General features: G+C 60.8%; 18 protein-coding genes and 7 pseudogenes. 10 read left to right on the forward strand and 15 right to left on the reverse strand.

Annotation, left to right across the window (positions count from 1 at the left end; all coding sequences use genetic code 11):
* Positions 1–3: 3 nt before the first annotated feature.
* The 3 genes from MTX19_RS27280 to nagA all read right to left on the reverse strand — a co-directional run bounded on the left by MTX19_RS27280 (position 4) and on the right by nagA (position 2,785).
* Positions 4–189: a hypothetical protein gene (locus tag MTX19_RS27280; protein ID WP_280980160.1), complete on the reverse strand. Its 186-nt coding sequence runs from the start codon at positions 187–189 to the stop codon at positions 4–6.
* Between the two features lie 208 nt (positions 190–397).
* Positions 398–1,600 (reverse strand): aspartate kinase, encoded by a 1,203-nt coding sequence (locus tag MTX19_RS27285; protein ID WP_280980161.1) that lies wholly within the window; start codon positions 1,598–1,600, stop codon positions 398–400.
* A complete protein-coding gene (gene nagA, locus MTX19_RS27290) occupies positions 1,601–2,785 on the reverse strand; it encodes an N-acetylglucosamine-6-phosphate deacetylase (RefSeq protein WP_280980162.1) in 1,185 nt (394 codons plus the stop codon). It lies immediately after the preceding gene.
* Positions 2,786–2,898: 113 nt separating this feature from the next.
* Here nagA and MTX19_RS27295 point away from each other — a divergent pair, with 113 nt between their 5' ends.
* The 4 genes from MTX19_RS27295 to MTX19_RS27310 all read left to right on the forward strand — a co-directional run bounded on the left by MTX19_RS27295 (position 2,899) and on the right by MTX19_RS27310 (position 5,349).
* Positions 2,899–3,810 (forward strand): BadF/BadG/BcrA/BcrD ATPase family protein, encoded by a 912-nt coding sequence (locus MTX19_RS27295; protein ID WP_280980163.1) that lies wholly within the window; start codon positions 2,899–2,901, stop codon positions 3,808–3,810.
* A complete protein-coding gene (locus tag MTX19_RS27300; protein ID WP_280985555.1) occupies positions 3,782–4,774 on the forward strand; it encodes an N-acetylmuramic acid 6-phosphate etherase in 993 nt (330 codons plus the stop codon). The genes MTX19_RS27295 and MTX19_RS27300 overlap by 29 nt, the downstream gene beginning before the upstream one ends.
* Positions 4,775–4,964: 190 nt before the next feature.
* Positions 4,965–5,105 carry a hypothetical protein gene (locus MTX19_RS27305; protein ID WP_280980165.1) on the forward strand — a complete coding sequence of 47 codons (141 nt, stop codon included), beginning with the start codon at positions 4,965–4,967 and terminating at the stop codon, positions 5,103–5,105.
* 49 nt (positions 5,106–5,154) lie between these two features.
* Positions 5,155–5,349 (forward strand): hypothetical protein, encoded by a 195-nt coding sequence (locus MTX19_RS27310; protein WP_280980166.1) that lies wholly within the window; start codon positions 5,155–5,157, stop codon positions 5,347–5,349.
* An 11-nt stretch (positions 5,350–5,360) separates the two neighbouring features.
* Here MTX19_RS27310 and MTX19_RS27315 read toward each other — a convergent pair whose 3' ends face one another.
* From MTX19_RS27315 to MTX19_RS27325, 3 genes are read right to left on the reverse strand one after another with little or no spacing between them, the layout of a single operon-like run.
* A complete protein-coding gene (locus MTX19_RS27315; protein ID WP_280980167.1) occupies positions 5,361–6,047 on the reverse strand; it encodes a TetR/AcrR family transcriptional regulator in 687 nt (228 codons plus the stop codon).
* Positions 6,044–6,595: a flavin reductase family protein gene (locus MTX19_RS27320; RefSeq protein ID WP_280980168.1), complete on the reverse strand. Its 552-nt coding sequence runs from the start codon at positions 6,593–6,595 to the stop codon at positions 6,044–6,046. Before MTX19_RS27320 ends, MTX19_RS27315 begins: the two co-directional genes overlap by 4 nt.
* A 9-nt stretch (positions 6,596–6,604) precedes the next feature.
* Positions 6,605–7,831: an acyl-CoA dehydrogenase family protein gene (locus MTX19_RS27325; RefSeq protein ID WP_280985556.1), complete on the reverse strand. Its 1,227-nt coding sequence runs from the start codon at positions 7,829–7,831 to the stop codon at positions 6,605–6,607.
* Positions 7,832–8,416: 585 nt separating this feature from the next.
* Between MTX19_RS27325 and MTX19_RS27330 the strand changes: the two genes are divergently transcribed.
* The gene (locus tag MTX19_RS27330; RefSeq protein WP_280972772.1) at positions 8,417–8,854 is read left to right on the forward strand and encodes a hypothetical protein; all 438 of its coding nucleotides are present in this window, start codon (positions 8,417–8,419) and stop codon (positions 8,852–8,854) included.
* 55 nt (positions 8,855–8,909) lie between these two features.
* Here the strand turns inward: MTX19_RS27330 and MTX19_RS27335 are convergent.
* The 8 genes and pseudogenes from MTX19_RS27335 to MTX19_RS27370 all read right to left on the reverse strand — a co-directional run.
* A pseudogene (locus MTX19_RS27335) lies at positions 8,910–9,047 on the reverse strand (transposase domain-containing protein); the annotation flags it as partial.
* A gap of 102 nt (positions 9,048–9,149) precedes the next feature.
* Positions 9,150–10,065 (reverse strand): annotated as a pseudogene (locus tag MTX19_RS27340) (tyrosine-type recombinase/integrase); the annotation flags it as partial.
* A pseudogene (locus MTX19_RS27345) lies at positions 10,062–10,439 on the reverse strand (integrase); the annotation flags it as partial. The pseudogenes MTX19_RS27340 and MTX19_RS27345, both read right to left, overlap by 4 nt.
* Before the next feature lie 126 nt (positions 10,440–10,565).
* Entirely contained in the window at positions 10,566–11,888 is a 1,323-nt protein-coding gene (ltrA, locus tag MTX19_RS27350) for a group II intron reverse transcriptase/maturase (protein ID WP_280980119.1), read from the reverse strand.
* 440 nt (positions 11,889–12,328) lie between these two features.
* On the reverse strand, positions 12,329–12,583 hold the full coding sequence (locus MTX19_RS27355) for a tyrosine-type recombinase/integrase (RefSeq protein ID WP_280980169.1): 255 nt from the start codon (positions 12,581–12,583) through the stop codon (positions 12,329–12,331).
* A gap of 322 nt (positions 12,584–12,905) precedes the next feature.
* Positions 12,906–14,144: a tyrosine-type recombinase/integrase gene (locus MTX19_RS27360; protein WP_280985557.1), complete on the reverse strand. Its 1,239-nt coding sequence runs from the start codon at positions 14,142–14,144 to the stop codon at positions 12,906–12,908.
* A 514-nt stretch (positions 14,145–14,658) separates the two neighbouring features.
* A pseudogene (locus MTX19_RS27365) lies at positions 14,659–15,814 on the reverse strand (IS91 family transposase); the annotation flags it as partial.
* Positions 15,815–15,826: 12 nt separating this feature from the next.
* Positions 15,827–16,707: pseudogene (locus tag MTX19_RS27370) on the reverse strand (site-specific integrase).
* A 339-nt stretch (positions 16,708–17,046) separates the two neighbouring features.
* Between MTX19_RS27370 and MTX19_RS27375 the strand changes: the two are divergent.
* The 3 genes from MTX19_RS27375 (at position 17,047) to MTX19_RS27385 (ending at position 20,358) form a co-directional block, all read left to right on the forward strand.
* Positions 17,047–17,379 (forward strand): hypothetical protein, encoded by a 333-nt coding sequence (locus MTX19_RS27375; protein WP_280985558.1) that lies wholly within the window; start codon positions 17,047–17,049, stop codon positions 17,377–17,379.
* A 743-nt stretch (positions 17,380–18,122) separates the two neighbouring features.
* Entirely contained in the window at positions 18,123–18,302 is a 180-nt protein-coding gene (locus MTX19_RS27380) for a hypothetical protein (protein WP_280980172.1), read from the forward strand.
* Positions 18,289–20,358 carry a recombinase family protein gene (locus MTX19_RS27385; protein ID WP_280980173.1) on the forward strand — a complete coding sequence of 690 codons (2,070 nt, stop codon included), beginning with the start codon at positions 18,289–18,291 and terminating at the stop codon, positions 20,356–20,358. The genes MTX19_RS27380 and MTX19_RS27385 overlap by 14 nt, the downstream gene beginning before the upstream one ends.
* Before the next feature lie 27 nt (positions 20,359–20,385).
* Here MTX19_RS27385 and MTX19_RS27390 read toward each other — a convergent pair.
* A pseudogene (locus tag MTX19_RS27390) lies at positions 20,386–20,598 on the reverse strand (transposase); the annotation flags it as partial.
* 336 nt (positions 20,599–20,934) lie between these two features.
* Between MTX19_RS27390 and MTX19_RS27395 the strand changes: the two are divergent.
* Positions 20,935–21,243: a hypothetical protein gene (locus MTX19_RS27395; RefSeq protein WP_280985559.1), complete on the forward strand. Its 309-nt coding sequence runs from the start codon at positions 20,935–20,937 to the stop codon at positions 21,241–21,243.
* Positions 21,203–22,175, forward strand: a pseudogene (locus MTX19_RS27400) (IS1595 family transposase); the annotation flags it as partial. The gene MTX19_RS27395 and the pseudogene MTX19_RS27400, both read left to right, overlap by 41 nt.
* Positions 22,176–22,414 lie beyond the last annotated feature (239 nt).

Raw genomic sequence — 22,414 nt, forward strand, 5'->3', positions numbered from 1 at the left:
GGGTCAACCGGCGACCTTGATCGGCGATCCGCCATCGGCCGAACTCTCGGCCAGTCTTTCGAATCCTGCAAGGAAGATGTCCTGCGCGTCACTGATCATCCGCGCCTTGTCGTGCTCCAGCACGCGCGCTTCATAGATGTATCTTTGTACGCCGTAGGAGAAGATGCCGCCGTGAAATACCCAAGCCAATTTCAGTTCGGCACAAGTCCGGCGTCATGCCGGCATTCTCGTATGATGCGGGTCAAACCCCTGTCCTTGACCATGCCAACGTACCAGCGGCTTATATCGAGCGCGTTCAGAGCTGAAGCGCGTCAAATGAAAGGCCGTGACCGTCTCGCGCCGATCCAGTCCAGGATCACGCGTAATTGGTGGAAACGGTTTCTTTCACTTCTCGTAGCTATGTTTGCTGGACAAGCGAATGCAACGCATTAACCGCAGCCTCCCGGTTCTCCACCGGGACAAACAGACTTACCGAATGCGACGACAAGACGTACGTGTCGGGGACAATCCCGTGATATTCAAGGATCTGCAACGCCCTGAACGGCAATTCCGATGAAACGCCGCCGAAGCAGGTGAGACTCACCGAGCTTGAAGCCTCGCGCTGCTTGCGCAGATCCTTGCTCGCCTCCAGCGTGCGCAACAGCGCGTCGAGCCACTCCGAATCACAGGCCACGGTCATGCTGGTTTTTCCCGCGGCGAAGTGTGACGCCAGGAGCTGCGGCCAGGACAGGTTGCTTTGCTTGAGGTGCTGCGCGAATTTCTCGAAACCGTGACTGAGATCCTTGGAATCGATTTCCACATGCTCAATGCGAGCCATCGAGTTGACGGCCAGAACCTTTCCGGTTTCCATCCCTGCAACCTCTTTCATCACTTGCGTGCTGTGTTCAACGCCACCCCACTGCTTGAGAACCAGAGGCACGTCCCGACTTTGCGCCAGCTCTACGCTGCGAAAATGCAGGATCTTTGCACCCCAGAAGCACATCTCCGACAGGGATGCGAAGTCTACTCGCCGCAGGGGCTTTGCATCCGGCACGATGCGCGGATCTGCCGAACAAATGCCGTCGACGTCTTTGATGATTTCACAACGCTCGGCTTTCAGCGCTGCGGCCATCGCAACGGCCGTGGTGTCGCTGCCGCCCCGACCGAGCGTGGTGATTTCCCTGGTCGCCGGGTTCACGCCCTGAAATCCTGCCAGCACTACAACACGCCCACGATCAAGTTCCTCACGCACCCGAATGGGCCGCACATCCAGAATGCGCGCCGAGGAATGGGAGTGGTCGGTCATGACGCCGGCCTGGCTGCCGGTAAAGCTGATCGCGGGCACGCCGAGATCGGAAAGCGCCATACTCATCAGGGACATGCTGATGCGCTCGCCGGTCGTCAGCAGCATGTCGAGTTCACGACGATTGGGAGTGGGGCTTACCTGATGAGCCATCTGGATCAATTTGTCGGTGGTCGTGCCCATGGCGGAGACGATCGCCACGACACGATGACCACGGCCATGCAGCTCGGCGAGACTGCGCGCAACCGCGCGAATTTTCGCCGGTGTTTCAAGGCAGACACCGCCATATTTCTGCACGATGATGGGATGGTTGCGCATCTAACCTCGGTGGGAAGTCTCGCTCGGTTCGCCCATCGAACCGACACCGCCTACCCATGCGCCGATGACTTCAAAGTTCGGACTGAAGGCGACAAGGTCCGCGCGATAGCCAGGCGCGATCCGTCCAAGCTCGGTCTCAAGGCCTAGAAATGCCGCTGGCGTCCGAGAGGCCATGATGAGGGCATCGGCAAGAGGGATCTCGAGCAGCGCAACAGCGTTGCGCACCGCCTCGATCATGGAGAGGTGAGCGCCCGCGAGTGTGCCATCGGGGCCCGTCAGGCGATTTTCATGCAACGTGATCTGCTTTCCTTGCAGCATGAATTGGCGGTCGTTCGTGCCCACCAATGGCATGGCATCGGTAACCAGCATCAATCGATCGCGTCCCTTGCAGCGGAAGGCAACGCGCAAACCGGCGCGGTCAACGTGGATGCCGTCGCAGATGATCCCTGCAAACAGCCGGTCATCTCCGAGCGCGGCGCCCACCAAGCCCGGCTCCCGGGCGTTCAACTGCGACATGGCATTGAACAGATGGGTCACCCCCGAGACACCGCGATCGACCGCCTGGCCGATTTCGGCTGCGGTGGCGTCGCTGTGGCCGACCGCAATCCGCAATCCGGCGCCGATCAATGCATCGATCATGGACGCGGGCACACATTCCGGGGCCAAGGTCACAATGGAGCGGCCCCGGCCTCCGAAACTTTTGATGGCGGCGAGATCGCGCCGATCGGGCACGCGTATCTCGGCTTCCAGATGGATGCCCTTGCGGGACCTGTTGAGAGCCGGCCCTTCCAGGTGAAAGCCGAGCACGCCGGGAATGTTGAGGCACGCCAGAGCTGCTGCAGCCAATTCCTCGATGACCTCGCTTCGATCGGTGATGAGGGTTGGCAAGCAGCCCGTGGTGCCCGCCTTGCGGTGCGCCGCGACGATGCGTCGAACGCCAGGCTCCGTCGGCTGGTCGTTGAGAAGAACGCCCCCGCCTCCATTCACCTGAATGTCGATGAATCCCGGTGCGAGGATCGCACCGGGGCGAAGCTGGATTGCCGCGCGCGCCTGTGATTCTCCGAGGGCGATGCTTTCAATCCGGCCTTTCGAAATCCTGACCGACCCCGGCCCGCGCATGGCGATACCGTCAAAGATTTGCGGCGCAGCAATCGTGAGAATGTCGGAAGAGGTGCAGTCGCCCATCAGCATTCATCCGCGAGTGGCAGTCACAGACCCGTGAGACGAGTGTCGTAACCTCAAATGTTCCCCATCTAGGCATTGGGGGACCCGGACTGAAGCCGTCGCGTTAACACTCGATGGGAACGAAAGGTAGCACGTATCTCGGAATTGGCGGGGGCGGAACTCGGTGCCGCGCCCGGATTGAGGACGAACACGGCACGCTGCTCGGCGAAGCAAGCTCGGGACCTGCTACGACTAGGATCGGCGTCGAAAAGGCCCGGCGATCCATCACCGAGGCGACCGAAGCTGCTGCTGCAAAGGCTGCCCTGGGGCGCGACGATTTTGCGCGAAAGCAGGGCGGAATCGGCCTCGCCGGGCTTGGCCGCCGGGGCGCGGAAGCGGCGCTCAATGAGATCGGCCATCCCTTTGCATCCGCTATCTTCATCAGCGACGGCATGGCTGCCTGTGGCGCCCATAGCGGCGCGGACGGAGCCATCGTCGTAGCCGGCACGGGCTCGGTTGGTGTCGGCCTGATCGGTAGCCGCGAAATCCGTCTCGCCGGCTACGGCTTTCCCGTGCTGGACGAAGGCAGCGGTGCTGACATCGGCCTGCAGGTTGTTCGACTGGCGCTGCGGACCGCGGATCGCCGCGGCGATCCGCCTTCATCGCTTTCGGAGGTGCTGGGCGCATTCGATCATGATCCTTATCAGGCCGTGACCTGGTCCGAAGACGCCAGGGCCACAGACTGCGCTGCGTTTGCGCCGATGGTGATGCGGCACGCCAATCAGGGCGATCCGGTCGGCCGTCGCATCACCGAACACGCGGCTGGCGATCTGCTCGATCTGTTCCTGGCGAGAGGAATTGACCGGCTCGCGCTGGTGGGCGGGCTCACGGATGCCATTACGGCCTGGCTGTCGCCTGATCTGCGCGCCCGCGTCAGGCGTCGTGACGCCAACGCAGCGGTCGGTGCGTTACCTGTGGCGCGAGGGCGGCTTGACCTGCCCAAGAGAGAAACTGACCATGAACAGGCTTCAAGGTTCCGCGGTTAAGGAAGCATGGATCAATTTTATGGCCACCGAAGAAGTCGATCCTCGCTTTGCCGATCTTGATGCATGGTCGCTGACGTCAGCGATGGAAGCCATGTGGGAGGGTCAGCTTGCGGCAGTTGCGGCAATCGGCCGTGCCCTTCCCGCGATCACCGCGGCGACCGAAGCGGCCAAGGCGGCGCTGGGCGATCGCGGACGCATTGTGTATGTCGGCGCGGGCACCTCGGGCCGCGTGGCGGTCCAGGACGGCGCCGAGCTGACGCCGACCTTCGCCTGGCCGAACGAGCGCGTCCGCTTCATCGTCGCCGGCGGAGACAGTGCGTTCGTCAGCAGCATCGAGGGCGCGGAGGACGATGTCGATGATGCGGTCACGCAGATCAATGCCGCGCGGCTCACACCGCACGACGTGGTCATCGCGGTAGCCGCCAGCGGCACCACGCCATTCACGGTCGCAGCGCTAAAGCAGGCAGGCTCTTTCGGTGCAGTGACGATCGGTGTCGCCAACAATCCCGGAACCGCACTGCTGGCGTCGGCAAGGTTTCCGATCGTGATCGAGACCGGCCGCGAGCTGATCGCGGGCTCCACGCGAATGAAGGCGGGCACCGCGCAGAAGGTTGTGCTCAACCTGATCTCCTCAGGGATCATGCTGCGGCTTGGCCGGGTATATCGCGGCATGATGGTGAACATGCAGCCGACCAATGCCAAACTGAAGCGGCGCGCCGAGGCCATGGTGGCGCAAATCGCGCACTGTGATCCGTCGCACGCGACACGCTCACTTGAGCAGTCCGAGGGAGACATCAAGACGGCAGTCCTTCTGGCGTTGGGCGTCGACCGGGTTGATGCCAAGACCGTTCTGAACAATTGTGAGGGCAACCTTCGACGCGTGTTTGCCGAGCTCGCCAGGACTGGTGACCGGCATCCAAAGGGCGCGGCGGCGCGCAATCGAGACGGAGCGGTTGAGCCGTGAGAACATCCGCGATGGCGAGCGAAATCGGGGAAAGCGCGGATGTTGTCGCCAACATCGTTCGCAACCGCCCCGCCACGCGTGACATCACACAGCGAATTGGGATTGGTTCCGCCCCCCCTGTGCGTCGTGTGCGGCCGGGGAAGCTCTGGGCATGCCGGGCCAGTAAAGCAACGAATAGTCGAGGTGGGCGATGGAGACGCTCGGCGGCGTCGAGAGGGCGATCGAGGCGAGGCAGACGGCGATCGACATGCTACAGCCGGTGGCCGAGGCCAACGCCACGCAGTCGCAGGAATCACTTTGTCGCATGGCTTCAGAAGAAGAGAGAACTTGACATCCAGACACAGTCAAAGGGCGCGCTTGACACGCGCTGCACCTACCAATTGGATCGACACCACCTCGAAGGCTCAAAGAACGCGCGGATCATTGCCATCTCGGTGTACCCTTACATCACGGGGTTACCGCATCGAATCAAGTACCTTGAGGCGTTGCTCGACTACGTGATCAGCCATGACGGCGTCGCGTTGATGATGGCGAGCGAGATCGGAGATTGGTATCGCGCCGAGATGGCGAAGTAGTATAGTACGGATCAACCAGCGACCTTGATCGGCGCCCGCCGACGATCGGCCGAGCTCTCGGCCAGTCGTTCGAATCCTGCAAGAAAGATATCCAGCGCGTCACTGATCATCTGCGCCTTGTCCTCCAGCACAGGCGCTTCATAGATGTATTTTCGTACGCCGTAGTAGAAGATGCCGCCGTGAAATACCCAAGCCAGTTCCAGCTCGGCAGCACTGGGCCTGCCTTGCACCGCAAGTCCGGCGTCATGGCGGCATTCTCGTATGATGCGGGTCAGGATCTTGTCCTTGACCATGCCAACGTACCAGCGATTGATATCGAGGCCTTTCAAACCTGAATACAGATAAATCCGCAGCCATTTGCGGGTGAAAATCGTGTCCGTATAGGCTTGGTAAAACTCCTGTAGCCGCACACGCAGCGAACGCGAACGATCCGAAAGCAACTTTTCCCAACCGGTCTCAAGTGGACCAAGATAGACCTGCTGATAGACCTCCTTGATGAGGTCGTCCTTGCTGGGAAAGTAGCGGTAAAGCAGCGGCTGAGTCACACCAAGTTTCCGCGCCAACGCGCGGGTGCCGCCAGCAAATCCCTCTTCCGCAAAAAGCTCGGTAGCCTTGGTTACGAACTCACTGCGCCGATCGTCGGCTGACAATCGCCGTTGCTTCACGCGTGTTGGTTTGACCACAGCCTTTCTGCTCATGCCTTGTCGCCGCCGCCAGCAAGAAACCGACCAAAACCACCGCGCGCGAACAGTAAAGGGGCCTTCTGATTGTAGGAATATGCTTCCACTGCTCCCAGGAAAATGACGTGGTCCCCACCGTAATAGCGATTGACCGAGCGGCACTGAAAATTGGCGACCACATCCGCAAGTATGGGCGCGCTGCCGAGACCCGGCGTCCAGCTTACGCCCGCAAACTTGTCATCGGTCGATCTGGCGAACCGCACGGCTAGCGCTTGCTGCGATGCAGCTAGAACATTGACAGTAAAATGGCTGGCATTCTGGAAAATGGGGAGGCCCTGAGAGAACATACCCAGGCTCCACAGCACCAGCGGCGGATTGAGCGACACCGACGCGAACGAATTGCACGTGATCCCATACGGCCGTCCCTCGGCCGACATCGCAGTCACAATCGTCACACCGGTTGCGAACGTGCCGAGCGCATTACGGAAATCGCGAGGATCGATCACCGAATTGCCGCTTGCGAACTCATTGGACGGATCCGCCGGATGCTTGGGTTGGTCAGACATCCAGCAACCTCAAAGCGTCAGGTTCTCGGATGGTAGCCCTAGCGCAACCCGCCCGTAATTGGTCCCTGCCGCGTCGAAATTGAATGCGAGGTGAGAATTCACCGCGTGAGCGTCGCGGAATTGGCGCTGCAAGGCTCCTGACGTGAACAGGCTGCGGGCTCCGCTCGCAGTAAATAGGAGAGACACGGCATCGGTGCACAAATTGACCGAGAAAGCACCGTCACGCCGCAGTTTCGTTTTTGCGGCAATATCTGGAATGTGCCCCTGCCGAACTTCCGCGAGTACGTTGATGCAACTGGTGCGCATGATCAGGCGCGCTGCATCTATCTTCGCCGACGCCTCGGCGATCTTGATCTGTGTACTCTGCAAGTCACCGATCTTGGCTCGGTTGTATGTCGAAGCGCGATGGTGCGCGATCTCCACGTAATCGTCCAGGCAGGCCTGGGCATTTCCCAACCCGACTCCCGACAGCACGTACGGAAACAACGAGAACACCGGAAGTGCGTAGAGCGCATTCTGGTTGACCGCACTGCCCGGCGTTGGACCTCCCGCCAGGTCCCTCAGCACGACCGTCATATGTTCGGGTACGAATGCATCCGTCACTTGAACATCGTTGGATCCGGTTCCACGCAAGCCTGTCGCATTCCACGTATCGTTGATCTGGTAATCTCGCCTGTTCAACAAGAACAGCCGGTACTCGATCCCGTCCGCCTCGTCGTCGGTCTCAACGACACTGGCAAGCATATTCCAGTCACATGCCTCCACTCCGGACGAGAACGGCCAATGACCATCCAATAGGTATCCGCCATCGACCCTCCTGGCGCGACCGGCCGGGAAAATGAACGACGACGCGATCAGTGTGTCGGGATCCTTGCCCCACACGGTGCTCTGCGCCTCCGGGGTGAACATCCCCAGCATCCAGTGATGGCTCGCAAGATTGGCAAAGTTCCATGAAACGGAAGCGTCGCCCTGAGCCAAGGCATCAGAGCAATCGACCAGGGCGACATAGTCGAGTTCACTTCCGCCGATACGACTGGGCTGCAGGATCCGAAACAGGCCATTCTCATGAAGATCCCGCATGGTCTCTGGCGGCAGTTGCCGCAACTCCTCGGTCTGCGGAGCCCGTTCTCGCAATGTGGGAACAAGCGCCTTGGCCCGCGCGATCATGACCGAGTATTTGTCTGGACCGGGCCCTGGCGGCATAGTCGTGTCAAGCCCGGGGCCAACCTCAACCATTGGCGTTTCCTTCGTTCAACCCGGCATTCCGGACGAGGACGAACCTGCGGAATAGTTTATCGAGCGATCAACAGAGATCAAGGTGGGTAAGCCGTTGCTTTCTGCACCATTTCACGCTTGTCCTGGAACGGCGAGCAGCGGGCAGATCAAGTCGAGCGGGCTCATCGGCACCGGGCCGGCCACCGAGCTTCCTCATCGACATGTTCCAGCTGAGTGCGCGCGGATATCCGAACGCCTCGCCACCTCCGTCGATTACGACTTTAGATCGATGGCTGTGAGACTCGGAGAAAGAAGCTTTAGGCAGCCAGCTCTAGCTGTGAGCTTTCAGGAGGTTGTCCATCTGGTCTGAACCGAGGAAGCTGAGGTTGCGAAGCTTCAGTGTTCCCCGGGGAGACCAGATGAACATCCACAAGAATGCGCCTCTGACGCCGAAAGGTCGACCGGCGAAGGCCGCGAGGTGCCTGTTTTGAGCGCAACAGGTGCGCGAGCGCTCCGCTCCTGCTTGCGATGATGTGTGGACGGCGTGCTCTTGGTGATTGACGGCCGTTCGGCTTGGTGGCCTCGTATCTTCCGAGGAGCGACGGCATGTCGATCGAAGACCAGCTTCGGGAACGGCTGAAGAAGGTGGAGGCGCTGTATTTCGGCGCGACCACCGATGGGGAACGCGGCGCCGCGGAGGCCGCGGTAGAACGGCTGAAGGCGAAGCTCGAGGAGGTGAGCCCTCGCGATCCCCCCATCGAGATGAAGTTTAGCCTACCAGACCAATGGTCGGTCCGGCTGTTCATCGCGTTGTGCCGGCGTTATGGCGTGCGGCCCTTCCGATATCCGCGGCAGCGCTCGACGACAATCATGGTCAGGGCACCGCGACGCTTTTTCGATACTGTTGTGTGGCGGCAGTTCTCTGAGCTGCATACGGATCTCTGGCTTTATTTCGAGCAGACCACCGAGCGGCTGATCCGGGAGGCGATCCACGCCGATACCGCTGACGCCGAGACCGCGGTCGAACCGGCCAGCCTGCGCTGACGCGCATCCTGTTGCTATCATTCGACGTGATCGCTTGATCCGGCGTAATGCGTGATCAGGCCGCCTGAATGGCAGCTGGCGCAGCGCGTTTACACTCCCAAGGCAGCAGTTCAGCAGGACGGCCTTGGGGGATGCCGGCGATGCGGACGAGCACATCAGCGAGCCAAGCTTGCGGGTCGATATCGTTGAGCTTATATTACCCGTTTATGCCGCCCGCCGAACTATGCCGAACGGGTCCGGTATTGCGCGTCGTTGTCACGGTGGCATCGTCGATCGCGTGCACGGCAGCCCATGCCAGGGCAGCTTCCTTGAGGGCGAGGTGGGCGTGCAGATACGTCTGCGTCGTCTCGAGCGATTCATGACCGAGCCACAGCGCGATCACGGAGCAGTCGACGCCGGCTTGCAGCAGTTCCATTGCAGCGCTGTGCCTCAGCACGTGCGGTGACACGCTCTTGGCCTTCAAAGACGGGCAACTCTTGTGAGCGACACGAACATGCTTTCCCAGTAGCGACTGGACGCTGTCAGCACTGAGCCGGCCCCGTGCACGTTGGGGAACAACGCTGTAGCTCCTTTCCGCGCCGGTTCCTTGAGCCATGCCTGAGCGCACACCGAGCGAGTGCGGTCAGGGGAGTGGTCCGCTCCTTCCGCCCTTTACCGACGCATCGTACGTGTGCGCCAGACCCAAGGTGGACGGCATCCAGGTCAAGGCCAGTCAGCTCTGAGAGACGTAAGCCCGTCTGGGCCGCGATCAGCAGCAAGGTGTGATCGCGGCGGCCAAGCCACGTCGTTCGATCGGGCGCGGCGAGAACCGCCTCGATCTCGGGGCGCGTCAGGAAGTGCACCTGTCGCTTGTCGTGGCGCTTGCTCGGTATGGCGAGCACGCGCTGGATCAGCGCACTGTGTGCCGGTTCCTCGAAGGACACGAACCTGAAGAAGGATCGGATGGCGGTCAGACGCAGGTTACGCGTCTTCGCGCTGGCGCCGCGCTTTACCTCGAGATCGGTGAGGAACGCGCCGACGAACGTTGCATCCAGATCGGCGAGCGTCAGGGCCGATGGGGACTTCCGCAGCCGCACCTGTGCGAACACGAACAGCAGCCGGAACGTGTCCCTGTAGGAGGCGATCGTGTTGCCGCTAACATTGCGCTGGCGCATGAGGCGCTCGGTGAAGAAGCGCTCGATCAACGTGGCGACATTGCAGGCGGGCTTCATCGCGTCACCTCCCATCGCCGATCGAGACGCCGCGCCGCTTCTTCCATCAACTCGGGGCAGGCCGAGAGATACCAGTAAGTATCGCGCACGCAGGCGTGGCCGAGGTAAGTGGACAGCACTGGGAGTTGCTGCTCGACGTCCTTGCCTTCGCGATACCAGTCGAGCAGCGTCCGGATGGCGAAGCGGTGACGGAAGTCGTGCACGCGTGGCCCGGTACGATCACCTGGGCGCCGCAGCCCGATCTCTCTGGACAATCGCCAGAAGACGCGATGAATGTACTGGTGCAGCAAGCGGCCTCCCTGTTCGGCAACGAAGAAGGTCGAGCCGCAGCGTGATCCGAGCAGTGCATCGCGCCGATCGGCGTAGTTGCGCAGCGCGGTTCTCGTCGGTAGAGTCGGGGAAGGGCGCGGTAGCTTGGGCCATTCGGCAACGCCCCGTTTCCCTTCCTCGCTCATCAAACCGGACGTGCGGAGCTACCGCATCCGGCTTTCCGACTGGCTTCAGTGCAAGGCCCACGGCGGCGGTCCCAAGTGGACGCGTCGGAGGTGCAAGACCCCGAGCGCGCCAAACACAGCCTCTCGCGGGAAGAGGCGGGTGCCACGCGACGGCACCTTGTGACGTCGGACCAGGAATCCGCGGACCCGTTCGTACACATGGTTATCGACGGTCCGGTACGCCGGTTTCCGAGTGCCGTAGCCGAAGTACGTGCTCCAGCCTCGCAACAAGCGATTGAGCCGGTCACGCACGTCAAGCCAGCACCCGGTGTTGCCGGGGACCAGGATATCGCTCACCTTGGCTTTGAGCCGCTGAACACTCTTCTTGGACGGGCTCGCGCCCAGATACCAATGGCCATCTTTCCGGTACCGATGCGGCCCGAAGCTATAACCAAGGAAGTCGAAGCTCTCGCGCCGGGCATCCTTCACCGAGGTTTTCGCCTCGTTGAGCGTCAGCCCGAGTTTCGTCATCACCGCTTTCGTCCACGCCAGAGCCTCGTGCGCATAGCCGCGGCTGAGGATGACGAAGTCGTCGGCGTACGAGACGATGTGGGCGCGGAAGGCTTCGCCGCGTCCGGTCAATCGCCAATGCTTCAGGAACCGGTTCATATAGATGACGGAGAGCAGCGGGCTTGCAACACCGCCTTGCGGTGTGCCGCGCTTGCTGTTCTTGCCGCCACTCATGCGCCGCTTCCCGTTGCCGTCCCGCTCCTCGACCGGCGCTTGCAGCCACAGCTTGATCAGCCACAGCACATGCCGGTCAACGATGCGTCGGGCCACCGATTTGAGGAGGTCCGAATGCGGGATCGTGTCGAAATATTTCGACAAATCGGCGTCAACCACGTCGGTATAGCCCCGGCAAATCAGCCGGTGCGTTTCCTTGATCGCATCGACCGCGCTGCGACGCGGACGATAGCCATAAGCACTGTCCTCGAAGTCCGCTTCGAATATCGGTTCCAACACGAGTTTGGCGGCAGTCTGAATGACGCGACAGCGGATCGTGGGAATGCCGAGCGCGCGCTCGCCTCCCCCGGGCTTCGGGATCATCACCCGCCGCACCGGATCGGGTCGGTACGTCTTCGAAACGAGGTCCTCGCGCAGCCCCGCTAACCATGCTTCCACGCCCGACGCCTCGATCTGCTCAAAGGTCACCCCGTCAACACCAGGCGCACCCGCATTGGCACGGGCCAGCGCGTAGGCGTGGCGCAGAATGTCCTCACGGCAGATCTTGTCGTAGAGCAAATAGAAGCGGTAGGCAGGCTCCGCCTTCGCCTTGCAATAGAGCTTTCTCTGAAGGGTCCTGATCCTTTCAGGCGTTTCGAGGCTCATCGCCAATCACCTGTTTCCTCACCGTCTTTGAAAGCACACCAGAAGTCAGGGACCTTCCCTCCGCCGGCATTACCCGGTTTCAACGGTACCGCGTCCCTGTCCGACTCCCGCTGCAGGCCGCCGCCAATTGCGACGTTGAAGACGCGACCTCCGCCCGCTGCGGGTCTCCCCCGATTACCCGCATCGCCCTTCCAGCGTGCCGAGTCCACTACCCCGGCGGATCAAACAGGTGCGCACGTCGATTGCTTCCCTATCCACACGGCCTTCCCCGTATCTCAGGCGGGTCGGCATCCGCATCTTCACTTTCGAGGCCTGCTCAGACTTCACTCATATTACGGCCCGCTGGATTGCTCGACCGCCCAAGGCGGCCTTTGTCACGAGGCTTCGAACCGGCCGGTTACCCGACCGATCCGCTCGTCAGCTACCAGATCAATCGACAACTATCTGGGTGGAATCCTCCTCCACTGGTGATGCGCGCCGTCGGGGCGCACTGGGATATGCAATGGTACGAGCCGCGACTTGCCGAACTTGGTCAGCCGGACCGTCAGCACGCCGGCGTCGAGGCCGACGTCATCACGCTCCAGGCCCATCGCCTCGGATATACGCATGCCCGTCACCGCGATCAGCCCGAACAAGGTATGGTAGGTCCATCGGCGCAGCCCGTCCTCTGGCGGCAGAGCCAGCGCCGTCAGCAACGCATCGATCTCCGCGTCGCTGTAGACATAGGGCTTGGCCCGCTTCCGGGCAGCATGCCGACGGGCGGCACCTCCGTTCTCGGATCGAAGTTGGCGACATGGCGCGCGAACCCGCGCACGTCGCTCAATCGCAGCGCCCAGGATGCATGACGATCGGGCGGCAGCGTTGCCCATTCCATTGCCAGCTTCGTCGTGATGATCCTGGCTTTGCGCTTCTCCATGAAGGCGACGAAGTCGGCGAGCCGACGGGTCTCGTGCTCGTACTTATATCCCAGTCCCTAGCGCATGCTCAGGTACTTATCGAGTGCGGAGCGCAGATTGGTCATTGCACGCCTCCCGGCCAGGGCAGGCTCAATGTTCTCAGCGCATCGATGTCGACCTTCGCGTAAATCCGGGTGGTGTCGTGGTTCTCGTGCCGCAGCAACTGTCCGATCTCCGACAAGGTCGCGCCAGATCGGAGAAGCTCGGTAGCGAGACTGTGTCGGAAGATATGGGCGCCGCGATGTGCGCAACCTTCGATTCCAACGCGATCGAGAGCGGCCTTGGCGATCATGGTGATCGCACATCCGGAAGCAAAGCCGACGTGTGGCGCGAGCGTGCGGACGAACAACCGTCGGCACGACGACTTTGGGCGGCCATTGTGCAGATATGCAACGATGGCCGCGCCAACGTCTGGCGGTATCGGCATCCGTGCGCGCTGGCGGCCCTTGGCGCGAACGAGTATCTCGCTGGCGCGCCAGTCGATATCATCGAGGGAGAGCGTCGCGACCTCGTTGGCCCGCAGGCCGAGCTTGGCCAGCAACAACAGAATGCCGTAGTCGCGCCGTCCCATCACCGTCTTTCGGTCGCAACCGTCGAGAGCCTTCCGCACCTGAGCGGCGGGCAGATAGGTCGGCAGAGTTGCGAGCTTCCATCGTCGCATCGATGGAACGCAATCCGCCAATGGGCGCGCGTTCAGCCCCCGATAGTGGAGGTAACGGAGAAAGGCGCGCAACGACCAGCACATCGCCTTGCCTGTTCCCGGGCTCCAATCCTGGGCGTGGCGCTCAATGTAGCGGATCACGTCCTCTTGGTTGATCTTGCACAGGGCGGCGCCGCCGGAGCACACCTCGTGCAGGAACCCGCGGATGACCGGGAGATGGCGTACGGTGGACCTCGGGGCCAAGCCCCGCTCTGATCGCAGGTAGGCATCGAACTCCTTGAAGATCCGTTCGTGCGGGGTGAGAGGCGGAAGCACCAACGGCGCGATCGCGCCGTCCTCGCGCAGCACTGACAGCCATCGCTTGAGCGCGGCCCGGTCACCGGGTTGGATAGACTGCCTCCCGCCTCGATGTCGGAGGTACCGCTCAACGACCTGCTCATCGAGATCGACCAGCTTGTAGCGACGGCCTGCGATCCAACTCAGGAGCCCGCCAACCACGTTGAGGCAACGCCACGTGCCGTGCCGAACGAGCCTCTCTTCGACGAGACGAGCGGCGTAGCGCTCGACGAGCTGTCCGTGCGGCCCGCTTCTGAGACGCCGGTACAGACGGCTTCTGCCCAAGTACTCTTCAACTTCCATCTTCCTGTTCTCCCCTGTTGAAAGCGGAGGCACAGAACGAACTATGCCGAACCGACCAAACGCCGGTCAGCGAGAAATCTGGGGAAAACGACCCGACTCGGCATAGTTCGGCGGGCGGCATAATGCAGAGCGTTTTTAGCGCAGTGGCGCGGCCATCATTGAGCGGTTGTGTGAAAACTTTTGATCCGCGCCGGTGGGCTAAAAACGTGTTGGACTAAACTGCCGAGCACGGCGGTGCCACAGCTTGCTATGGGCATTGCAGCCCGACGTGGAGTTGCGGCGACGTGAGAAGGCAGCCGCGAATAAAGAAGAGCGGCAGATTTGAGCCGATGCGACGATGCGCGCGATGCAATGACAAGAGGCAAGGACAACAAAAGCGCCTTGGAAATGAGATGTGGAGCTGCGCGAAGCAAAATCGTCCTGTTCGCGTGATCGCGCAAGGTCGGTCGATATGTGATGGTGAGTTGCTGCTGTTGATGGTCACGACGTATCCGCTATGACTGGATGTGCATTTGAAAGTCTCGATGACTACCATGGTGCCACAGCGACACAACGAGCATGTCCTTAGGGAGAACCCCGTGAGTGCCTCATATCGATCTCTGTAGTCCGTGTTGGCTTCGTGGGCGGCCGTGGGCGGCGGCATTTGCATGAGCTGTCGGCACAGAGCGAGCTTCTCTGCCCGGTAGCGATTGGCGAGGAATCCGAAATAGCGAATGCGTTGAAACCCGTCGGGAAGTACGTGAAGCAGGAACCGACGGATGAATTCGTCGGCGCCGAGCGTCATCGTCTTGTAGCGGCTGCCATCGCGATAATCCTTCCAGCGAAATTGAACCTTGCCGTCATTGATATCGAGCAGACGGTTGTTGGTGATGGCGATGCGGTGCGTGTATCGTGCGACGTACTTGAGGACCTCTTCAGGTCCCGCGAAGGGGCGCTTCGCGTAGACCACCCAGTCCTTTTTCCGGATGGGAGCAAGGTAACGCAAGAAGGTGTTGCGTATCCGAAGTGGTTCTAGGGAGGAGAAGAACTGCAGGTCGCCGCCATCAAAGGCTTGCTGGAGATAGTCGAGGAACAGTCGACGAAATAGACGCGCCAGCACGGCGACGGGCAGAAAGAAATTCGACCGGCAGGAAATCCATCGCGTGCCATCCGTGGAAATGCCGCCCCCCGGAACCACGCAATGCAGATGCGGATGGTGAAAAAGAGCCTGGCCCCAGGTATGGAGCACCGAAAAGAATCCGATCTGCGCGCCCAGATGCTTGGGGTCCGCCGCAATGGTACGCAAGGTCTCAGCGGCGGCCCGGAACAGAATGTTGTAGACGACCTCCCTTGTTTTGCAGGGCAATGGCGGCGATAGGCTGCGGTACGGTGAAAACCACGTGAAAATACTGGGTGTCGAGTAGCTCGAATCGACGGTCTTCCAGCCACTGGGCGCGAGCCAGCGATTGGCATTTTGGGCAGTGGCGATCCCGACAGCTGTTGTAACAGATGCGCCGGTGGTCACAGCGATCGCAGTGCTCGACATGACCACCAAGTGCCGCTGTGCGGCACAGTTCGATCGCGCTCATTACGCGACGCTGTGCAGTGGATAGCGAGGCGCCATGGCTCTCACGATAGGCTGCGCCGTAGCGGCGGAAGATGTCCGCCACTTCCGGCCCCGAGCGGGCCATCGGTCTGAAAAATCAGAAGTGGTTTGGCGGTGCCGGCTGAGGTTGAGCGGCAATTGGCCGCGGCAACAGGTCCAGAGGGCTCGATGTCGCGCAGACCTTGTTGGTAGCGATGCGCAGGTACTTGGCCGTGGTGGCGAGGCTGCGATGACCAAGAAGGAGTTGAATGGTCCGCAGATCGGTACCGGATTCGAGGAGATGCACGGCGAAAGCGTGCCGAAGCGAATGCGGGGTGACAGGTTTTGAGAGACCAGCCAAACGATACGCCTACTGGCAGGCTGCTTCAACCGCGTCTTTCGTGAGCGGCCGATCGTGATGGATGCCGGGGAACAGCCATTCCGGCGGGCGAACGGCTCTCCAGTAGCTGCGCAGAATTTCGAGCAGCATGGGCGACAGCATCACGTACCGATCTTTGCGACCTTTGCCCTGCTCGACGCGAACAACCATCCGGGCACTGTCGATGGCGGCGGCCTTCAGGCGAACGGCTTCCGAAATGCGCAAGCCTGCCGCGTAGCAAGTTGTCAGGATCACCCGATGTTTGCCGCAATCCACGCAGTTGAGGAAATGCACAACCTCCTCAGGGCTCAAGACGACGGGTAGCTTCTGTGGCTTCTTCGGAGGGGGATGTCTTCTCCAAGGGTCCATTCTTTCTTGAGCGTAACCTCGTAAAGGAAACGAAACGCCGCGACAGCCGTATGTATCGGGTTGGGGAACAGCTTCCTCTCGTTCGTGAGGTAGATCTGATAGGTCCGAATGTGCTCGGGGGTCAAAGCATCCGGCGACGTGCGGAAGTAGCGTGCGAAGAGCGATACCTGTTGGAGATACGATGCCTGCGTATGCGGCGATAGATTCCGCACCTGCATGTCCTCAGTCATCCGTTGTCGAATAACAGTCATGGGAAGCTCCGTTGCGATATGAAAGTGCTGCAAGCAGCGCCTCTAGAGTGCCGCAATTGAACTTCGTCAGGAATGCAGGAAGAAGATCGCCGGGTGGCACCGAAGCTCGTCACGAGTCACTATCGCGAAGCGGTATAGTCCAAGCTCGGTTGCACTGAACCGCGGTCCACGAGTCCGGCTATGGAGATGGCACTGCGGCTGGTGAGGCGGAACCGCGAACGCGGTCGTTGCGCTATGCGTCGGACCCTGGACGTTCAAGGAATGGCTCTGTTGAGCCATATTCCCTATCATCGATGATCGACAGCTCTTTGATTCCCCTGCTTAAGATGGATGCCGCAGATGCTCGATCATCCCAAGAAGACCGCCCAGCTCCTCGGCGCGCTTAAGGCCGCGGCGCCATTTGAAGTAGAATTGACGTCGTCATTAATTGAACATCTCCGAGCCGAAAATGTCATCGAGGCCGACCAGAAGCGCCACGTCGTCTCGGACCTGTCGTACGCCGGTGACGAGGGCGGTATCGTGTGCCATTTGTCCTGCTCGGAAGAGGACGGAAGAGCACTCGTTATATCTTTGACCCATGTGCGGGTGTCGCGTTCGATGCCGCTCGCAGCAGCCGTCCTTGATTATCAAAAGCACCGCATGAAGAAGATCAAGAAGCAGGGTTGGAGGTAGCAAAGAAATGGCGCATGCAATTATCCGAGGGCGGAATGGTCGCCGACACGAAGTAGACTTTGAAGACTCACCGGTTCGGGTCGAAGTTCATGCCAGCGAGGAGACTATCGAGATTTTTGTGGAGGCCGACATCGAAACGCACGCGGAAGAACGGCGACGTTTTGCTATAATCAATATCCCCCGCTACCTATTCAGTGAGGCTACTGCTGCGGCAGCGCGACGCGCAGCAACGAAGAATCGTTGAAACCGCAGACTCTGCGCCGCTTTCCTATCGCGGCCGTGCTACGTGCTCCCTACCGCGGCAGCGGTTTAGTCCAAACCTGTCTATGCCGAGTTCGGCATAGGCAGGTCATGATCAGCGTTGCCATGGCCGCGGTGCGGTCCGCTCCGCGATCCGAGCCCGCGAACAGCCAGGACTTACGTCCCAGCGCCGTTTACCGTTCATTCTGCCCATGTCGGGGAGGATTTTGAGGTCCACTATCGCTGGCATCCCTATTTTGGCCAGATGGTGAACGTGCGTCGTGTGGAGCAACGCGCGACAGGTCAGTTTTTGCGGATCCGAGCCCCATTGGGCACGGTCATCACGATTCCCAGCTGGATGGTAGATCCAATCGCGTGCGCGGAGATGACCTCCGGGCGACCACAAGTTGATCTTGCTGCATTATCAGAGCTGAAGAGACTGGTCACAGCGCTCGCCATTTCCGCAAACTCCCCGAGCGATCGAGTCGTATGGGAGAACGCCGATGAAGCAGGAGCGCGTAGCTGCACAGATTTCAGTCGGGCAACTGAGCCTGATATTCGAGCCGGACAGGCTGGACAGGATGAACGAGGCGGCGCGGGTGAAGGCGTTACTGACGCTCGCCCAAATCCTCATGCAGGCCGCCGGCCTGGTAGTCGAGGAGCTCGGTGATGCCCGACACTGACCAGATCCCGGAAGCGCTCTTGAAGCGCAAAGCTGTCGTCTATGTGCGGCAGTCAACGCAATCCCAGGTGATGGCCAATCTGGAGAGCCAACGGCGACAGTACGATCTTGTGGATATTGCGCGCCGGCACGGCTTCTCCGACGTGGAAGTCATTGATGATGACCTCGGCCGTTCGGCGAGTGGAACGGTGGCCCGGCCCGGATTTGATCGGCTGGTCGCATGGTTGTGCGCAGGAGCCGTCGGCGCCGTGATTTGTTTCGATGCATCGCGGCTCGCGCGCAACGGCCGCGATTGGCATCATCTGCTTGAGTTGTGCGGGCTTGTTGAAGCGAGGGTGATTGATCACGACGGCATTTATAATCCTTGCCTTCCGAACGATCGGCTCTTGCTCGGCATGAAGGGAAGCATAAGCGAGTTTGAGTTGGGCATAATCCGGGCACGGATGCTAGACGCAGCCAGGGCGAAGGCCCAACGTGGTGAGCTACGCTTATCAGTGCCGTTTGGTTATGTCTGGCATCGCGAAGCCGGTCTGGGCCTGGATGCTGACCTGCGTCTGCAAGAGGTGATTCGACTTATCTTCACTCGCTTTCGCGAACTTGGTAGCGCTCGCCAGGTGTTGTTGTCGATGAAGGCGGAGCAAATCCACTTCCCCCGACCGGCTGATGAAGGTCGCATGACAAACTTCGTTTGGCAGCCCATCCGCTACCGCAATGTGATCAGTGTGCTGAAGAATCCGTTCTATGCGGGTGTTTACGTATACGGCAAAAGCGAGAAGCGAACCGCGATTGTCGAAGGAAGAGCGCGGCGGACCTACGGGCACTACAAACCGGCGGGCACCTGGGATGTGATGATAAAGGATCATCACGAAGGGTACATCACCTGGGATGACTACCAGCGCAACCAGAAGCAATTGGCGCTTAACGCCTACGGTCGCCCAGATGGCGCAAAATCAGGCCGGGGCGGCCAGGCGCTCTTGTCGGGCATTCTGACGTGCGCTCGTTGTGGTCAGCGCCTGAGCGTCAGCTACAGGGGCGGTCGAATCAGCTACCCGGTCTACCGCTGTGACAAGGGTAGTCTGGCAGGTCGGCTTCGCTGTATGATATTCGGTGCTTCAAAGATCGACGCGGCAGTTGCACGAGAACTGTTACGAGCGGTAGAACCCATGGCGATCGAGGCCGCGTTCGAGGCGCAGCGCATGCAACGGGAACGCCAAGATGACAAGCGCCGGATCCTTGATCTGGAACTCCAGCAAGCCCGGTACGATGCCACGCTTGCTGAGCGCCGCTACGCTGCCTGTGACCCCGATAATCGCCTGATCGCTGCGCAGTTGGAGAAGAACTGGGAATACGCTTTGCGCCGTCTGCGCGAGCTGGAAAATCGCCAGAATGACCATCAGTCATCCGGCCACGCGGTCGATCCCGGCACCTTTGCCGATCTGGTGGATAACCTGTCCGTAGCCTGGAAATCCCCTGATGTGACGATGCGCGCGCGCCAGCAGCTACTGCGAGCCTTGATTGTCGACATCATCGCGGACGTCGACGATGCGGTACGCGACGTTGTGCTCACGATCCATTGGCAGGGTGGGCAGCACTCCGAGCTTCGGATCCGCAAGCCGCGCTCCGGTGAACACGGTTCCTCCACGGCGGAAGATGCCTTGGCTGTTGTCCGCAGCATGGCCGGGCGCTGGTCTGACGAGCACATCGCCGCCACGCTCAATCGCATGGGCTTGCCCACCGGCATGGGTAAGACCTGGACAGCACATCGGGTCAGCTCTATTCGCCGTGTGCGTGGCATCCATGCCTACCGTTCAGCGGAAAAAAACGGCGAATGGCTTACGCAGATCGAGGCCGCAAAAGCGCTCGGTGTCTCAAGTCATATGATCCGCCGCCTTGTCTCCAGCGGCGTTCTTCCTGCTGTGCAGGTTGTTCCGCGAGCACCCTGTCAGATTCGAGCTGCCGATTTGGCGTCCGAGGCGGTCAAAACAGCGATTGCCCGAAAGGGTCGCCCGTCTCGCGAAATTGACGCGGACACGCTTCCAATGTTTACAAGCACTTAAAGAAGGGGCGCACAATGACTCAAGGCTTGCAAATCCGCGCAAGGCGCGTTCGGCCGCGTTGTTGCTAAGGCAGACCCTGCCGTCGTCGATAAAGCGGACAAATCGGTCCCAACGCTTGAGCATGTAGTTGATCGGTTCGGCGACCGAGGCTGATTACGAGACGCGGGAGCGCTGTTCGCGCAGCCATGCTCCCAGCTCCACCAGGAGCGGCACGCTTCTCTCCTTGCGGATGCGGAGCCTCGCCAACAGCGTGCGGCCGGACGCGGCCGAGATTGTCTCGATCCACCGCCATTGGTCAGGAGCGTCAACTGGTTGCTGTGCGTGACAAAGCCGCGACCGAGCTCGGCGCAATCGAACAGCTGGCGCAGGTCGTCGACCGAACAGGGACTCGTTGCTGGCGAGCAATTCAAGTGCGCTACCCCCGCCTCGGCGGTAAAGTACGCGAAGCAGCTGTGGAAAGTATTCGGTTACGCCGACGCCACCGCAATCGTTCGCACCGGATATCCGGAAACCAAAACCACCATTCTGAGGACGTATGGCGTGGTGCCGAACGACCCGAGTCATGGGTAAGGAAACATGGCGACTTTCCAGGGACATATCTTCTCAGACGAGCTCGGCTCGTCTGTCCACGTTCTTCGGGCGGTCTTGGACGCCCTGCCCGACGCTTCCCACTACGACATCATGCAAGGCGCAGAACCCTACTATACGGATGCGCGCAACTTCGAACCGATTGAAGCCGCCCGTGCGCGGGAAAAGGCCGAGTTGCTTATCCCGTTTGCACCGGTAGTAACCATATCTAGCGGTATCGATCGAGGTTTTGGCGGAGTCGTGTTGAGATCCGCGGATGGCGAGAGAAGCCGTCTTCCCGGCGCGCTGGAAGCATGATCGACCGCCCTCGATCGAGGGGTTCATGACCGACTTCCACGACGATTACGCTTGCGCCGAGCACCTTGCCCGCAACCGATGGCCCGACGGCTCCGTCTGCCCGCACCACACATCCAGGAAGGGCTGGCGGCTGGAAGCCAAGCCGTGGGTCTGGGAATGCGCCGGAAAGGGCGCCGATCAAACCTGCCGACGCCAAACGTCGGTGATCGTCCGGCACCGTCATGCACGGCACCCACCTGCCGCTCCGGACCTGGTTCATCGCGGCGTATCTGGTGGCGACGCACTCGAATTCGATCTCGGCGCTCCAGCTCCAGGCCAAGCTCGGCCTCGGTTCGTACAAGACCGCCTGGCTGCTGCTGCACAAACTACGCCGGGCCATGGTCAACCCGCACCGCACTCCGTTGCGGGGCGATATCGAGATCGACGAGAGCAGTATCCCCTATCGAACGCTCGACGATCCGCTCGAGGGCGGTCACGGCAAGAGCCTGGTCGGCAAGATCTTCATCATCGGCGCGGTCGAGAAACGTGAAGGCCGGACCTCCGGCCGCATCAGGCTGGCCAAGCTGACGGAGGACAAACGGCGCTACATCCAGCCGTTTGTCGTTGCGAACACGGCCCCCGGATGCGCCATCTACACAGACGCGAACCGTTCCTATGAGGGCATTGCCGATCGGAAGCATTTCCCGAGCAACCTCAGCGCAAAGAATGCGTTGCCCGCCCACATCAAGTTCGAGCGCATCCATCGTGTCTTCTCGAACCTGAAGCGTTGGGGCCTCGGGACGTTCCACGGCTTCCGCGAAAAGCACCTCGACGCGTATCTTCATGAGTTCGAGTTTCGCTGGAATCGGCGATGCAATTTTCAGGCGTCCCTCAATGTACTGCTCGGCATCGGACAGTCCCTGCCGCGATTGACCTACCGGGACATCGTGGGCGACACCAGCGCGCGGCGGCAGGCCCACAAGAAGCGGGTTCTGGGGATGGTTTCTCCGGAGCGCCACGAAGCCGCCCGGCATCTCGCCAGGGCCAGGAAGATCGACATTCTCGATGCGCTCGATCTGGTCGGCCCCCGCCTGGTCGGAACGGCCATACGAGAGGCGTCGATCGGAACGGCCGGTGCTGGCGCCGCGCAGGCGCGGTGAAGAGCGCTTCACCGCGCACTATCGGCATCCGC

Origin of the sequence: Bradyrhizobium sp. ISRA464 (assembly GCF_029910095.1) — a bacterium.
Taxonomy (GTDB): domain Bacteria; phylum Pseudomonadota; class Alphaproteobacteria; order Rhizobiales; family Xanthobacteraceae; genus Bradyrhizobium.

Excerpts from the sequence above, each read along its gene's own strand:
- MTX19_RS27285 (WP_280980161.1), bottom strand. The coding sequence starts at position 1,600 with ATGCGCAACCATCCCATCATCGTGCAGAAATATGGCGGTGTCTGCCTT.
- nagA (WP_280980162.1), bottom strand. The coding sequence starts at position 2,785 with ATGGGCGACTGCACCTCTTCCGACATTCTCACGATTGCTGCGCCGCAA.
- MTX19_RS27295 (WP_280980163.1), top strand. The coding sequence starts at position 2,899 with ATGGGAACGAAAGGTAGCACGTATCTCGGAATTGGCGGGGGCGGAACT.
- MTX19_RS27300 (WP_280985555.1), top strand. The coding sequence starts at position 3,782 with ATGAACAGGCTTCAAGGTTCCGCGGTTAAGGAAGCATGGATCAATTTT.
- MTX19_RS27305 (WP_280980165.1), top strand. The coding sequence starts at position 4,965 with ATGGAGACGCTCGGCGGCGTCGAGAGGGCGATCGAGGCGAGGCAGACG.
- MTX19_RS27315 (WP_280980167.1), bottom strand. The coding sequence starts at position 6,047 with ATGAGCAGAAAGGCTGTGGTCAAACCAACACGCGTGAAGCAACGGCGA.
- MTX19_RS27320 (WP_280980168.1), bottom strand. The coding sequence starts at position 6,595 with ATGTCTGACCAACCCAAGCATCCGGCGGATCCGTCCAATGAGTTCGCA.
- MTX19_RS27325 (WP_280985556.1), bottom strand. The coding sequence starts at position 7,831 with ATGGTTGAGGTTGGCCCCGGGCTTGACACGACTATGCCGCCAGGGCCC.
- MTX19_RS27330 (WP_280972772.1), top strand. The coding sequence starts at position 8,417 with ATGTCGATCGAAGACCAGCTTCGGGAACGGCTGAAGAAGGTGGAGGCG.
- ltrA (WP_280980119.1), bottom strand. The coding sequence starts at position 11,888 with ATGAGCCTCGAAACGCCTGAAAGGATCAGGACCCTTCAGAGAAAGCTC.
- MTX19_RS27360 (WP_280985557.1), bottom strand. The coding sequence starts at position 14,144 with ATGGAAGTTGAAGAGTACTTGGGCAGAAGCCGTCTGTACCGGCGTCTC.
- MTX19_RS27375 (WP_280985558.1), top strand. The coding sequence starts at position 17,047 with ATGCTCGATCATCCCAAGAAGACCGCCCAGCTCCTCGGCGCGCTTAAG.
- MTX19_RS27380 (WP_280980172.1), top strand. The coding sequence starts at position 18,123 with ATGAAGCAGGAGCGCGTAGCTGCACAGATTTCAGTCGGGCAACTGAGC.
- MTX19_RS27385 (WP_280980173.1), top strand. The coding sequence starts at position 18,289 with ATGCCCGACACTGACCAGATCCCGGAAGCGCTCTTGAAGCGCAAAGCT.
- MTX19_RS27395 (WP_280985559.1), top strand. The coding sequence starts at position 20,935 with ATGGCGACTTTCCAGGGACATATCTTCTCAGACGAGCTCGGCTCGTCT.